Below are 12,187 nucleotides of genomic sequence, written 5' to 3' on the forward strand. Positions count from 1 at the left end.
TCTCCTATTTGGTTGTTTCAGACTTCGGTTCGTGTTGTACCGTTTGCAGCGGTCTCAAAACTGGCTCACTTTGCGGTGTGCCATCCCCAATCACCCACCTGCGCGGTTCGATTTCGGTATAGACATACCCTGTCACGATGAGATCACCATTGGTGTCCTCCCAGGGAGCTACCCAAATCCGCATAACCTGTGCTGGTGTACGAATTGGAATCGGGCGATCCGGAAGACGCGGTGCGACATAGTTGTCAATCACCGGGTCTCCGGAGCTAGATGAGTTCGCTGAAACGTTTGAGGAACCTTCGCCATCCGCTTCCGCTTTGGCCTCGACTTCCTCTGGTTTCATTGGACGCGGGACATTTCCGTCATTGGTTGCGGCGTAAACGTCTCGCGCTGACATACACTGAACACCATTCGGCATTCCCGGACAGCTATACTCATCCTTGCCGATGTTGAACGTCGAACAGCCCGACAAAATAAGTAGCGCTGCACCCACCCCCAACATCTTTGCGGATCTTACTGCCTGTTCCTTTTGAGCCTCGCCTCTGGAACTGCCCTTTCTGGTCAAAATGTTCAAATTTTTCATTTCTTGGTTCCCCCGGTGGAACGAATTTGTAGCTTGGTTCCTTTGGTCACGATGATGTCTACCTGACGGCCAGCATCGACCTCGATAACAGGGAAGATGCCTTCGGCCATGTCGATATAGAACTGAGCGATGCGATCTAGCGCCTTACTGGCCCCCTTCACTGCTGCTCCCTGCAACATCTGGTCGGAGAACACAGACTGGTACTGGGTATTTGAGCCAGGGTTAGTGCTAACGACCGGCACAGGATTGACGTCAAAGGCTTCGGAAACGCCACCAAGGAAGCCTGCCATCAAGCTCTTGGCGATGATTTGCCCCTGCTTCGATACGACGCGACCACGGACACCGGCCTTACCGTCTTCACCCACTGCATAGGAATCCAGCTTCGCTTCTATGACACCCCCATCATCCCGAACGCACGAGAAGGTCTCGCCACGCAGGTACGCTCGCTCTGAACTGAGATCTCCATAGCCTGAAACAATCAGGAAGCACTCACGAACATCCGCACGGAAGCGGTTAGGCAAAATAGCCTCTTTCTGAATCCTGAGGGTCGAAGGGAACGGATCTCGACGAGCACCTTGAGATGTTGGTGCGTCCATACCGTTGATGAGCACCCCTGTCAGGATGGAGCCAGAAGGTAGGTAGATAGACTCATCATCCTTGTTGTCCTTCTCTTCAACTTCTGGCGCTTTCTGCGAGTAGCTCACTATTTGGATGCCTGGTTTAGTTGCATCACGACCGTCTCCCTTGCCAGTTGCAGGAGCCCCACCCTTCGAGTCAGGAAGCGGTGCGTCCCGAAAAAAGGATGCAGGATCTTTGTAGTCGAGCTTTTTCTCCATGAACTGACCATCACCACCAGATGCACCATTAACATCGGCTCTGGCATCCTCTGATGAAGAGGATGTTTTTCCACCAGCAGCGCCGGTTTCGACTTTCTTAGCCAATTCCATGTTCTTCTGGGTCAGGCGGTCCAAATCTTGACGAAGGCGGGTCATCTCACGGCCAACATCACTGGATTTCCCGGCAGTGGTTTTGGTTTCCTCCAGCTCTTTCTTGACTCGTTCCAGCTCCTTTTTCAGGTCGGAGTTTTCACGAGACACCATCTTCACATCGGCAGACAACGAATCTATCCCGATCTCACGGGTGTTTTTGTCTGTGAGAACGTGCTTGATGGTTTCTTGGCGACCGCGCTTCTCTTCTTTCTTGGGTTCACCAGAGAACATTGTCACGACCGCAAAAAGAACGAAGACGCCGCCAGCGATAGACACCCAACGCTTCTTGTTGGGGTCTAACTGTGTCCAAAATCGCTTAATCATTGGGCACCTCCCAGCAGCGATGGACGCTTAGACGTTGGTGCGAGACCACGCTTCTGCTTCTTCGCCACATAGATCTCCGTCTTCTGGCCGGGCTCAAGCACGTTAAGCGGCCACGTAGTCACCGCAGCCACATCCCAGCTCCCACACAACGCCTCTTTGAACTCAATAGGCTGATCAGAGACGTTCAGGGCGACACCGATGAACACGTTAAGGTGGTGGCCCATCATGTATTGCCCCTTGCTGAAATCCACCTTTACCCCAGGATGAGCGCAGCTCGGCACCGCAGCACCAGCAGGGATGCGGTTCAACGTGTAACCTTGAGGGACTTCACCAAGAGCAATCTTGCGGAATACCGACCGGATGGTTTCGACATAAGGCTGGCTCTGTTCCCAGGTCTCAGCCTTGGTATTGGCAAAAGCACCAGTGATACCTACACCACCATCGAGCTTGAGAAAGACTTCTCTGGGCGGAATACGACGGGGAACCATCGTCAGGCTGAGAGCTTGGGCTTCCGAGCCTTTTTCAGTAATGAACATAGTCACCGGATACTGCTTATCCGTGGCGACATAGACCACATTCTCTTTGATGCAGACCTCACCACACTGGCCGTTATCCGTCGCCCCGGTCAGAGATGTTGAAACGATCTCAGGATTGCTGAAAGGCGTGACGATTCGGTTCGGATGACCAACGGCTATCGGGATGATCTGGTTAACCCCCGGCTTCATCGTCAGTAAGGGGTTTTCATTCATGCTGCCCACAACCTCATGGGAGCTTTGTCCTGACGTCACAGGGGCAGGAACATCCTTTTTCATAACACTGGCCGGGACAACAGGAATGTCATCCGAGGCATAGGCCATTGAAGTTCCAAGCGCCAAGGACAGCGCCAGGAGCGAAAGTTTAGCGTTGTTCTTCATGCTTTCTCCGGTTTTCTTCTTTGCGCTGGAGTTGCTCCAAAACAGTTTTGGTGCGTGGCTTTCCTACATAGGTGTCGATGTAGTCCAGCACGGGCGCGTAGTTTGAAATCTTGATGGCGAACTCGTAGGAGCGTTCGCTACGCTCTTCGTTAGAAGAAGCCCCTTTGACGTAGGAATATCCGTAGACAAACACCTTGTCGCTCTTGGGCTCGTACTCAACAAAACGCGGCTCAAACCGCATGGTTACGCGGTCGTTCTTGATCTGTTGAGCTTGAATTTCGATGGCATCAATCACGTCCTGATAGATGCTCGGGGAGAGAAGCGGGGTGATCCGTTCTTTCACAAAGTCAACGGTTCCTGGCGTCACATTGCCAAGGAGCTGAGCAAAAGCGAAACCCCAAGCCTCTTTATAGGACTGAGAGGCGTTACTTTTCGTCACCCAGGCTTCTTCCGTGAGCGTGAAAGGCTGGATAGTGACGATGGTTTCCTTGCTGAATACTTGGACCACCAGCAGGAAAACGATAGCAATAAGACCACCCTGGAAGATTCGCCCCCACTTATTTTCTGTTTGGGTCCCTTCCCAGGTCTTGAGATACTTTTTCAGGTTCAAGGCAAATACCTCCGGACAAACGGGTTCTTGAGAGATTTGGCCTTGGTCATGATGAACCCGGCCCAGTAGATCATGTGGAGCAGGTATCCATCCGGATGGTTATCCCTGAATCGGCGATAAAGGTTGGTTACAAGTAACCCCCCCAGAAAGCAGATCAGAGCCTTACCGATGATGACCCCTATCGTTAGCCCCAAAAGCATCGGGGCCAACTCATCTGCGCTCCACAACAGCAGATGCGGGGGCTCATCGACCCGGCGCGGTATCTTTACAGGCTTCATAGCAACCCTCTTCTTTTCCTAGTGGCCTGTATTCTCATTCAGGGTCACTGATTTTCTGCCACGGCTTCGCGCCCTTTTCGGGCACTTCCAGCGACAAATAAAAAAAGGCGGCCTAAGCCGCCTTTTTTGCGTTTACTGGATCGGTTATTGATTTTGAGGAACCGCTTCCGAATGTTTTTCCGAAGCCGCAACGCTAACTTCATTGGCTGGTCGGGCCACCTCCAGAGTTTTCACTTCCTTGTTAGCATTGGCTTTAAACTTGAACATCAGACTGTACGCCGCCAGCAGGAAGAAGCTGAGAATGCCCCAGTAGGTCTGAACCGTGCCCAGAGCCTTGGCCGGGTCACTTGCAGCTCTGTTGGCCGTATCAGCAGCCAACTTAACCCACTGACTCCAGTCAAAACCTGCCGCAAAAGCAGACAGCCAAAACGCGACGGCCACTGGAACGATGAAGATGCACATCAGCACCGCGTTCATCAAAAACCAGAAAAATTGTTTATTAAGGTTCACACTTCCTCCCATTAACCTAGAAAATTGAATGCGTGTTCCAGGTTCATCCCTGCAACAACACCTATAACGAACATCACCTGCCAGACAAGGAACTGCCAGGAGATGAATGAACCAGATGAGCTTTCGCTTTCTCTGACGTGAGCTTGTGCGGACATAGACCCTCCAAATAACTTGTCGTCATCACGGAGTAATCGTCTCTTAATTGATCAATCTAGGAACAGTGCTGTTACGGCCCATTTTGGGCACTTTATGGAGGTTTATTCGAGGAGATGATAAGAGCGGGAGGCGAAAAACTTTCACATGTGAAAGTTCAAAGCGGCCGATGGCCGCTTGTTTCACACTGTTCTATTGTAACGGAGTTCTCGATAAGCATCCCATGCTTGCTCTGATGAGACACCTCGACGACCAACATCTGTGGCGCACTCAAGGTCCATCTTGTACTGCTTAACCTTCTGGTCTGCTGTATCGCCCCAGCTCATGGCTGATGGGTACTTGGAAACACTAAACACATTTTCAAGTTCAGCCTGATAGTCGTCGTTTTGTAACAGAGGTTCGGTTTCACCATCATCCCAGCGAATGTAAGCCTTACCCTGGAGAGCCTTCAAATGCAAAGGCACCAGTAAGGTGGAAATCACTTCGTCAGCCCTGATGTCTTTGTAAGCACACCAGTGAGGTTTAACGGTGATCACACCATTTACCAAAACGATGTCACACGCCAGTGTCGCTTCAACATTATCGTTAACATCCTGCCGAGCGTAGATCTCCACGAAACCAACCTGCTCTGGATCAACCTTGTCGATGAAGCTCCAAAAGCTGGGGTACGACGTTCCATCGCTGAGCGTCAACTGACCGTCATGCTCTTTCAGTATACGGTTCAGTTGTGCAGTGAAGAACTCTGCCGACACTTTTCTTGCCAATGGTTCCATATCACTCAGTCGTAGAGTGGCTCCTCCACTCCCCTCATACACCTCTCCAAAAAAGAAATCTCTCTTACGCATTAGACTTTGCCACCTTTAATCGCTTGCTGGGTCAGCTTGATCCAGTTCAACGGGTTTTCACAGTCAACATGGTTGCCAGCGGCACCAACTACCGTTTTGTATGCCTCCGAGCCTGCCGCTGTGTGTACAGCCAGCATAAACGAAAACATAGGGTCATTTTGCATGGTGCCAATCATCATTGCACTGGAAGTGTCTTTGAGCTGGCAGTTTTCAACCCGCAGATTGAGTACATCTTTTGCCACCATCTGACAGTCGGGACACACCTTCTCAAGGTTCTTGAGCTTTGCGTCGTCATTGAGCACATCAGGAGCCGCGATGGCAGTACCGGCTATACACAGCCCCAGTGCCAGCAGTTGGAGTCTATTAGTTACTTTCATGGTTCCTCTCTATATCGTTCCAATTTCGTTTCGGTAAAAGAACAGTGGCCCAGTGACTGTTCTGAGTTCCGGCGTTACTTGCTTTACTCTTGAGCAAATATGCTGCTTGAAAAAGTTGTGGTATCCGTACAACGCTGGGCGTGTAAATACGGAAAAGATAATGAGGGTGATGGCCGCACCAGCGGCCCACCCGATCACGTCCGGAGAGATAAGTCCTGACACGTCTGAGATACGTTCTGGTTCAACCAAGCGGCACACCACCAGCACCCAGAACCACATTACCGGCATCACAAAGATCATCTTTCCGACGCAAGCAATGAGCACCTTCACCAAATTCAAGCTCTGCGCCCAGTAAAGCCACAACGCAGACAAGGATTGGCGACGTATCACCTGGTAGACGTTCAATGGGATGTCGCACAGATGCACCCCATCTTGATTTATAACGGAGTAGCTCATCCTCCCTCCCTATACCCGTTTCTGGAGGTTGCCGAACGTCAGGCCAACCAGGACACAGCACGTCATCATTGTCATCGGGATGACAACCGGATCGAGCGCTATGGGGATGAAGAACGCGATGAACAATCCGGCCATCAGGTACATCGTTCCGCGAACGCTGTAACGATGGAGAACCGGACTCGCATAATCGAAGTTGGTCCGCTTAATTCGCCATGTCATCATCCCGTCATATACCGCAGGTACGAACAGGATCAGCATATAGGGAGCCCACGCGGCTAACAGTGCCAACCTTGTGTAGAACTGGTAAATGACGTTGACAAAGGCTTCCATGCGGCCTTTGACCCACACAAACCAGCCCTTGCCCATGTCCTGCATCCCCTTGGACTTCTGGCGCTCCTCTTCTGATGGGATCAGCGTTTGGTACATCCCCTCATAGAATCCTGAATCAATAACGCTCGACCTGAACCAGGTAGATGCTTTGTTCTGTATCCAGTCTCTTGCTTCGACACCAAGACTCTGTTCCACCAGCTCGGATTCCCTTTTGATGGCTCTGTCTGTCCAGTCGCCAGGGATCAGCAGCAATATTGCCAGCAACTCAATAACCAGCAGCCATGCGACCAGCAACCACGGCTTCTTCATAGTCGGTTCTCCTTAAAACAGTTTTCACGCTCTCACAGGTGATGAGCTCATACAGCAAGCCACGCAAAGAGGTCTCATCCTCATGGGGCTGCGGGTTAATGGATAGTTCTCCTGGATGGGAAGAAAGCCACAGTGAGAACGACTCTCCTGAATCGACAGACCATGAATCACCGCCACTATCGACAATTTGCACTTCCAACGCCCGGCAGGTTTCGGTGATCAGGGTTTCCAGAAATGCCCCAATTCTGGCCGGGTCTTCATATTTCTCTCTCTGCTCATGAAACACGAGCTGGCTGTAGCGATGCAGAGCTTCTTCAATGATCGGGTAAATCACAGGCTCCTGATTAGCCTTAATCCCGTCTGTGATGTAGCAGCTCAGCTTCTCGATGATGGCCTCCGATGCAGGCCAGTCGAATTGGAGGATGCTCAGGATGTGAGCGTTCTTGCGGCCACGACTTTTCAATTCATTCATAACCCTGTCGAAAGGGTTCACATCGACCATGATGGCTACCTCGTAATTTCTATACTTCTTGTCACACATAGCTCTGCTCTTACTGGGTCAATATGGGCAGACGGCCTTTTACGATTGTTCCGCCTGAAATTTTGGCTATGTATTCCAGGTTCGGAAGCATTCCCAATAACTGGGCTGGGAACAGATCAGCTTCCTCCTCCATCAAACGCTCGCCTTGGTTGCCTCCGTGCATAATGGGCTCCTTGCCATCCGAGTTCTGGCCTTGAGTCCGCATGACGTACTTGAGCCGGGTCTTCGGCAAGTTATCTGCGATATACTCCTGTGTTTCACCATCGACGATACGCAGAGCAAACGTGTTGTTGATGTTCCCCAACACTTGGAGCGCTTTGTCTTTGCTACCCAGTCGAGCTGCGAAGTCAGCAAAAGTCTGAGTTGCAACGAAAAGACGAAGTTTCGCACCGCGACCTTTGTTCAGGAGCTGGATGAACGGGTCGTTGATCACCTCAGCAGCCTCATCAACAAAGATATTTACGGGTCTGTTGTTGACGCCGTAGTTGTATCTGTCACCGGCAACCGCTGTCAGGTCTGACAGGAAGATGGACCCCATAGCACTACCAACCATGTTGTCGGTCAGGGAGTCGAGCCCCAGATAAGCAACTTGAGCGTTGTTGATGATTTTTGCGGAATCAGTGATCTGGCGTTCGTCGCTCAGATCAGATGAGTCTGGAGACAGCAGAGGGCCTAGCTCCCCGGACGTCAGCATATTCATGATCGGCAGGAGGTTCGCCACCATCTTGGAGAAGTGGGTTTGGTCGTGCTGGAACATCGACAGCAAGCCTTCCAGATCAGAGTTTGGGTGCTCAGGTTGGATGATGTCGTAGTAGAACTTCATCAACGCGAAAGCGATCTTCTCACGCGAACCGTTTTTGACTTTCTCCAAATAAGCCGCTGCTTCTGCCTCCCAGTCGGGCATAACTCGCTCTGAGTAAGCCTGAACGGCCTTGATGACCAAGCCAGCAGCGCCACCTTCAAGGAATCGGCGGAGCTTTGTCAGGTTGGGACGATCATGAGTGATGACCAAGCCCTGAGCGATGTTGTTCAGTGCCTGCCATCCAAATGATTTGAACGGGTCGGCCCCTGCTTCGGACGGGATCAACGCTGCCAAACGACTTGCAATTTCAGTCACGCGGGTGAAGTTACGCAGAGGGTCGATACGCACCGACTCTTCCGGGAATGCTGGATGAAATGAGACGAATCTTTCCGGCTGCCCCATAGCTTCACAGGCACGTCGTGCATTGTCCCGCATCTCCTTATCCCCTTTCGGGTCTATGATGATCACGGCTTCCCCACGCAGAATGGCCTGTGAAATCAGGATGTCGAACATACGGGTCTTGCCCGAGCCGGTGGTCCCAACGATCAGCGAATGCCCCTCAGTGTGCTTGAGTGGCTGCATCAGCTTCTCTTCTTTGGGTTCTACCCCGTGAATCCAGGGCTGGCCGATTGGCAGCTCCTTTTTCTTACCCTGTATCTTCCGGACAACCTTTTTGACCGTGGACTCTCTCCCTACGATGGAAGTCCAGTCGCGTTTCAGGATCTCAAACACGCGCTGGGCATGGCGGTTTTCCCACAGGAACCCACTACCAAGCCACATATCGTCCGGCGTGTCCTTGATGTACTTTTGGAGCTCCGCAATAGAAATAAACTCCAGATCACGCCCCTTCAAATGCTTTTGGAGCAGGTGAAGTTTGATAGCCTTTGGCAAACGAGCCATCGCCATCACGCCACAGATCCCCGTCATCCAATAGAAGGGCTCCGGAGGCATCGTGCTGACTTGCTCTACGGCCAAAGCCGCGCCGGAGGCGGCAAGCCAGCCTGCTACAGCATTTTTTTCATAGTTGGGCCGCCACGGCATCTCGTAGGCGAGCGGGTCATAACTCATTGTCATGTTTCATTTACCTCTAAATACAGTTTTCCCTGACGTTTCTTGAGCAAAGGCCGTCTCTGTGCCCGGCTCAGCATCCCGCAGAGGATGTGTTTGCTGATGCCGATGTTTTCACCGGCAATCATGTCGAAGGCTTTGTCACTGGTTACTAAGCAGCCATCCTCTTCCAGGACAGGTGTCACGAGCCATCTGCCCGAGCGTTTTTGGATCATGTCCTTGAGCATCTGGAGTGCTTTCTGAGGCGTAACACCAGACGGCAAGAAATCTTCCGCGTTGATGTCTTTCGGGTTTGTTTTCGCCTTAGGCGGCTCAAACTCCCTAACCTCTGGCTCTTCCCTTTCTCGCACCTCGACGTGTCCCAATTCCTTCTCACGCTCAACTTTGGGCTCAGGAGCCACTGGTTGAACCTCCCGCTTAGGAAGGCGAGCCACGTTCTGTTTTTCTTGGACCGGCTGGCGCTGCGGCTCTTCAACCGGAGAAGTAACATCGACCTTCTTCTCCTTCTGCTGTGGCTGGGAGTCCTTACCTTTCGCCTTTTGTTCAGGCGAGGGTTTACCGGCGTTAACCTCAGGCTTCTGCTGCTGCGCCTTTTTTCGGCTTTGTTGTTTCGGTGCAGACTTATTCTTGCTTGCATCCAAGCCAGGGGGAGAGACGAGCTCAAAGGCATCCTGGTATCCCCCCATTGACGCCTCGGCATCCTTAATGGCCGCTACGACTGCATCTGAAAGCTGCTCCGCCAGTACAATTGCCTTCACTCCGCTGAAATCACGAACTTTGCGACCTGGCATAATCGGGTCTGGAACAATCGCGTTGGCGTGGGACAGCTTCGAGAGAACCTCTGACGGCGCACCCAGCGACCGAGCGCCATCCGGGTACAAAATGACGGCTTGACCCTTCATCAGGCATAGGACTTCGCCCAGCGTCGTTTTACCTTCCAAAACAGGCATGATCGCTTGTTCAAGCAACGCCGATGCTTCTCCGTACCCGGCTAACATCTCAACGAGTAAGGTCTTTGCGTCTTTCTCATGCAGATTAGGTTTGTCCGTAGGTGGCATTGCTGGCGCTGGTGTTGTTTGTTCTGGTGCGTCAGTCAGCATAGGGAGCGGCTCAATCGCCCATGATGGCGGTTCATCAGAACTACCGAACATTGGAAAGTCATCGCCCTGCAGGGAGTTTTGTTCTTGTGGAACGAAGTCCTGTTTTGGCTGCTTCTCTTGCTTTCCGGGCATTGCCACATCTGGGATTTCTGAGTTTGTTGCGTCAGTGCTGGCTGTCTCTGCCGATGCGCTGAATGCGTCAAACGGAAAGTCGATGTCCCCCAGTCCACCCCCAACATCCTTGAGTGCTTGTAACGGATTGTCGTTTGCCAAAGGTGGTGCGTTTTTGGCAATGTCCTGAGGGGACAAATCCTCTTTTGCCTCTGGTTTGTGGGGTTGTTTCTCTGTATCACTCTTCGGTTTTGCTTTGCCCGGTTTGCTCTGCGGCTTACCCTTCTTGCCAGCGTCAGGCTTAGATGATTCCGTTGATCCAGCATCTTTTTGCTCTGGTTTCTCCTCGACAGCATCTGAGGTGCTTTTCAGCATCTCCATCGCATCACCAAAGCCAAGACCAGCTAGAGCTTTCTCTGCTTCCTGCTCTGCGGCCAACATGTCATCGTTCAGAGCTGACACATCTTCCTCTTGGTCGTCATCGACTTCCTCAGGATCAACGAACTCAATCTCAGCGTCCTCAACATCACCAACAACTTCCGCAGCAACAGCCGCAGGAGGCTCAGTCGTAAACACCAGGTCGTTTGATTCGAGTCGGAGCATCAAGATCTTCACCGATCCCGCCGCCTCCTGGAGCATCTCAGGCAAAACTTCCCAGTAGCGGTAGTACGCACGTTCACCCTTCTCCTGCACCGTGTTTGGTACAGCAAAACCACGTTCGATGAGAATGTCGGCCAGTGTGTCAGGGTCTCGTGGAATACCGGGGATCTTGTCGTGGCTGATCAAGTCATAAAGGTCCCCAAGCTGTTTCCAGGCAATGAATACACCTTGGTTGAGGTGCCAGACTTTCGCGCCTGGCTCATTGACCTTCCATTTTCCGGTTTTAACCAGGCGGCGGATGGCATCGAACACGTACCGCTCGACAGGCACACCATAGGAGAACTCGTCCACATCGAGACGACTCTGGCGAAGGTCCCGTGAGACGCTCTCTTGGTCAGCGCGAAGCATCAGCTTGGTCACAGGCTGATTGACGCTGGTTCCTGAGATAGCTTCCAGCATCGCTTCCATGATGGACGGGCCAGACTTGGACAGAAACTCCCGAGTCTCAGCCGGAATAATTCGATCCACCGCCAGCAGCGAGAATTGCTCATGTCTTTTGTGTCGCTTGTCGCGCCACCGGATAAAGTAACGGTCGATTTCGTGACGGTGTGCCCAGTCATGAAGTGACTCCGAATACGGGTTCCATGTGATTGACCCGTCTTTGTCCGTAATGGACACATCCGAGAGCGGTTTACCCACATCATGCAGCAGCCCGGAGAAACAGCTCGCCAGTCTCCAACGCGGCTCATTGTCACGGCGTTCACGAGGCGTCCCCTCGATGGAAAAGATAACTGACTCAGATGCCTGAGCTGCCCAGAAGGCCACTTCAAGCCCATGTCGGAACAGACCACCAGCGCCACGGTGGTGGTGTGATTCGGAAGCTGGCAACAGGTGAACAAACGCGGCATACCGCTGGATCACCGGCAAAACAAGCCGGTTGAAGTCGTCCACAGTGAAACCGAGAGAGTTCCGCACTTTCTCAATCAGTTCAGCTTGGGTTGCCAGTATCTTGTCTAGTGGGGCCACTGGCAGGCCCTTGGCAAAAGGTGGGTATCGAGGGATTTCTTCATCTTCCACGTCTTTAAGCGGCAACACTCTGACGCTCGGCGCGGTCTCGATCACTCCACTTCGCCCACCAAATAACTTGTTAAGGGCTTTCAGCATGTAGGTTGACCATATTCCTATCGTATTTCTCGTCGCTACATGCTCTCAAAACACCTTTAGATCGCACACACGCCTATCTGTCCAATTTGGGCAGTTTGAGAAACCAGCTTTCCATCCCCCCCC

14 protein-coding genes are annotated in these 12,187 nt (G+C 52.2%); all 14 read right to left on the reverse strand.

The genetic code is table 11. From position 1 onward, the window contains the following. Window positions 1-4 precede the first annotated feature (4 nt). The 14 genes from traV to mobH all read right to left on the reverse strand — a co-directional run bounded on the left by traV (window position 5) and on the right by mobH (window position 12,064). Window positions 5-583, reverse strand: coding sequence for a type IV conjugative transfer system lipoprotein TraV (gene traV, locus PSF11_RS15940; protein ID WP_000793435.1), 579 nt, complete (start codon window positions 581-583; stop codon window positions 5-7). Then, window positions 580-1,896: a TraB/VirB10 family protein gene (locus PSF11_RS15945; protein ID WP_000595749.1), complete on the reverse strand. Its 1,317-nt coding sequence runs from the start codon at window positions 1,894-1,896 to the stop codon at window positions 580-582. Before PSF11_RS15945 ends, traV begins: the two co-directional genes overlap by 4 nt. Then, on the reverse strand, window positions 1,893-2,810 hold the full coding sequence (locus PSF11_RS15950) for a TraK domain-containing protein (RefSeq protein WP_000794249.1): 918 nt from the start codon (window positions 2,808-2,810) through the stop codon (window positions 1,893-1,895). The genes PSF11_RS15945 and PSF11_RS15950 overlap by 4 nt, the downstream gene beginning before the upstream one ends. Then, window positions 2,794-3,420: a TraE/TraK family type IV conjugative transfer system protein gene (locus tag PSF11_RS15955; RefSeq protein WP_001049717.1), complete on the reverse strand. Its 627-nt coding sequence runs from the start codon at window positions 3,418-3,420 to the stop codon at window positions 2,794-2,796. Before PSF11_RS15955 ends, PSF11_RS15950 begins: the two co-directional genes overlap by 17 nt. Beyond that, window positions 3,417-3,698 carry a type IV conjugative transfer system protein TraL gene (gene traL, locus PSF11_RS15960; protein WP_000805625.1) on the reverse strand — a complete coding sequence of 94 codons (282 nt, stop codon included), beginning with the start codon at window positions 3,696-3,698 and terminating at the stop codon, window positions 3,417-3,419. The genes PSF11_RS15955 and traL overlap by 4 nt, the downstream gene beginning before the upstream one ends. 144 nt (window positions 3,699-3,842) lie before the next feature. Further along, window positions 3,843-4,208 carry a hypothetical protein gene (locus PSF11_RS15965; RefSeq protein WP_001052530.1) on the reverse strand — a complete coding sequence of 122 codons (366 nt, stop codon included), beginning with the start codon at window positions 4,206-4,208 and terminating at the stop codon, window positions 3,843-3,845. Window positions 4,209-4,219: 11 nt separating this feature from the next. Continuing rightward, complete coding sequence (locus PSF11_RS15970; RefSeq protein WP_001275801.1) at window positions 4,220-4,363, reverse strand: hypothetical protein; 144 nt, start codon at window positions 4,361-4,363, stop codon at window positions 4,220-4,222. Between the two features lie 180 nt (window positions 4,364-4,543). Next, window positions 4,544-4,975: a hypothetical protein gene (locus tag PSF11_RS15975; protein WP_001694500.1), complete on the reverse strand. Its 432-nt coding sequence runs from the start codon at window positions 4,973-4,975 to the stop codon at window positions 4,544-4,546. 230 nt (window positions 4,976-5,205) lie between these two features. Further along, complete coding sequence (locus PSF11_RS15980) at window positions 5,206-5,583, reverse strand: hypothetical protein (protein WP_000869297.1); 378 nt, start codon at window positions 5,581-5,583, stop codon at window positions 5,206-5,208. A gap of 241 nt (window positions 5,584-5,824) precedes the next feature. Then, on the reverse strand, window positions 5,825-6,001 hold the full coding sequence (locus PSF11_RS15985; protein WP_169342285.1) for a hypothetical protein: 177 nt from the start codon (window positions 5,999-6,001) through the stop codon (window positions 5,825-5,827). Between the two features lie 47 nt (window positions 6,002-6,048). Continuing rightward, window positions 6,049-6,678 carry a DUF4400 domain-containing protein gene (locus tag PSF11_RS15990; RefSeq protein WP_000743449.1) on the reverse strand — a complete coding sequence of 210 codons (630 nt, stop codon included), beginning with the start codon at window positions 6,676-6,678 and terminating at the stop codon, window positions 6,049-6,051. After that, the gene (locus tag PSF11_RS15995) at window positions 6,635-7,180 is read right to left on the reverse strand and encodes a hypothetical protein (protein WP_000228720.1); all 546 of its coding nucleotides are present in this window, start codon (window positions 7,178-7,180) and stop codon (window positions 6,635-6,637) included. Before PSF11_RS15995 ends, PSF11_RS15990 begins: the two co-directional genes overlap by 44 nt. 49 nt (window positions 7,181-7,229) lie before the next feature. Continuing rightward, window positions 7,230-9,095 (reverse strand): conjugative transfer system coupling protein TraD, encoded by a 1,866-nt coding sequence (gene traD, locus PSF11_RS16000; RefSeq protein ID WP_000178857.1) that lies wholly within the window; start codon window positions 9,093-9,095, stop codon window positions 7,230-7,232. Then, window positions 9,092-12,064, reverse strand: a complete 2,973-nt coding sequence (gene mobH / locus PSF11_RS16005; protein ID WP_001326173.1) for a MobH family relaxase — start codon at window positions 12,062-12,064, stop codon at window positions 9,092-9,094. Before mobH ends, traD begins: the two co-directional genes overlap by 4 nt. Between the last annotated feature and the right edge of the window lie 123 nt (window positions 12,065-12,187).

This window comes from Providencia sp. PROV119, assembly GCF_028482435.1.
GTDB classification, from domain to species: domain Bacteria; phylum Pseudomonadota; class Gammaproteobacteria; order Enterobacterales; family Enterobacteriaceae; genus Providencia; species Providencia stuartii.

Excerpts from the sequence above, each read along its gene's own strand:
- PSF11_RS15980 (WP_000869297.1), bottom strand. The coding sequence starts at position 5,583 with ATGAAAGTAACTAATAGACTCCAACTGCTGGCACTGGGGCTGTGTATA.
- PSF11_RS15970 (WP_001275801.1), bottom strand. The coding sequence starts at position 4,363 with ATGTCCGCACAAGCTCACGTCAGAGAAAGCGAAAGCTCATCTGGTTCA.
- PSF11_RS15950 (WP_000794249.1), bottom strand. The coding sequence starts at position 2,810 with ATGAAGAACAACGCTAAACTTTCGCTCCTGGCGCTGTCCTTGGCGCTT.
- traD (WP_000178857.1), bottom strand. The coding sequence starts at position 9,095 with ATGACAATGAGTTATGACCCGCTCGCCTACGAGATGCCGTGGCGGCCC.
- mobH (WP_001326173.1), bottom strand. The coding sequence starts at position 12,064 with ATGCTGAAAGCCCTTAACAAGTTATTTGGTGGGCGAAGTGGAGTGATC.
- PSF11_RS15990 (WP_000743449.1), bottom strand. The coding sequence starts at position 6,678 with ATGAAGAAGCCGTGGTTGCTGGTCGCATGGCTGCTGGTTATTGAGTTG.
- traL (WP_000805625.1), bottom strand. The coding sequence starts at position 3,698 with ATGAAGCCTGTAAAGATACCGCGCCGGGTCGATGAGCCCCCGCATCTG.
- traV (WP_000793435.1), bottom strand. The coding sequence starts at position 583 with ATGAAAAATTTGAACATTTTGACCAGAAAGGGCAGTTCCAGAGGCGAG.
- PSF11_RS15995 (WP_000228720.1), bottom strand. The coding sequence starts at position 7,180 with ATGGTCGATGTGAACCCTTTCGACAGGGTTATGAATGAATTGAAAAGT.
- PSF11_RS15945 (WP_000595749.1), bottom strand. The coding sequence starts at position 1,896 with ATGATTAAGCGATTTTGGACACAGTTAGACCCCAACAAGAAGCGTTGG.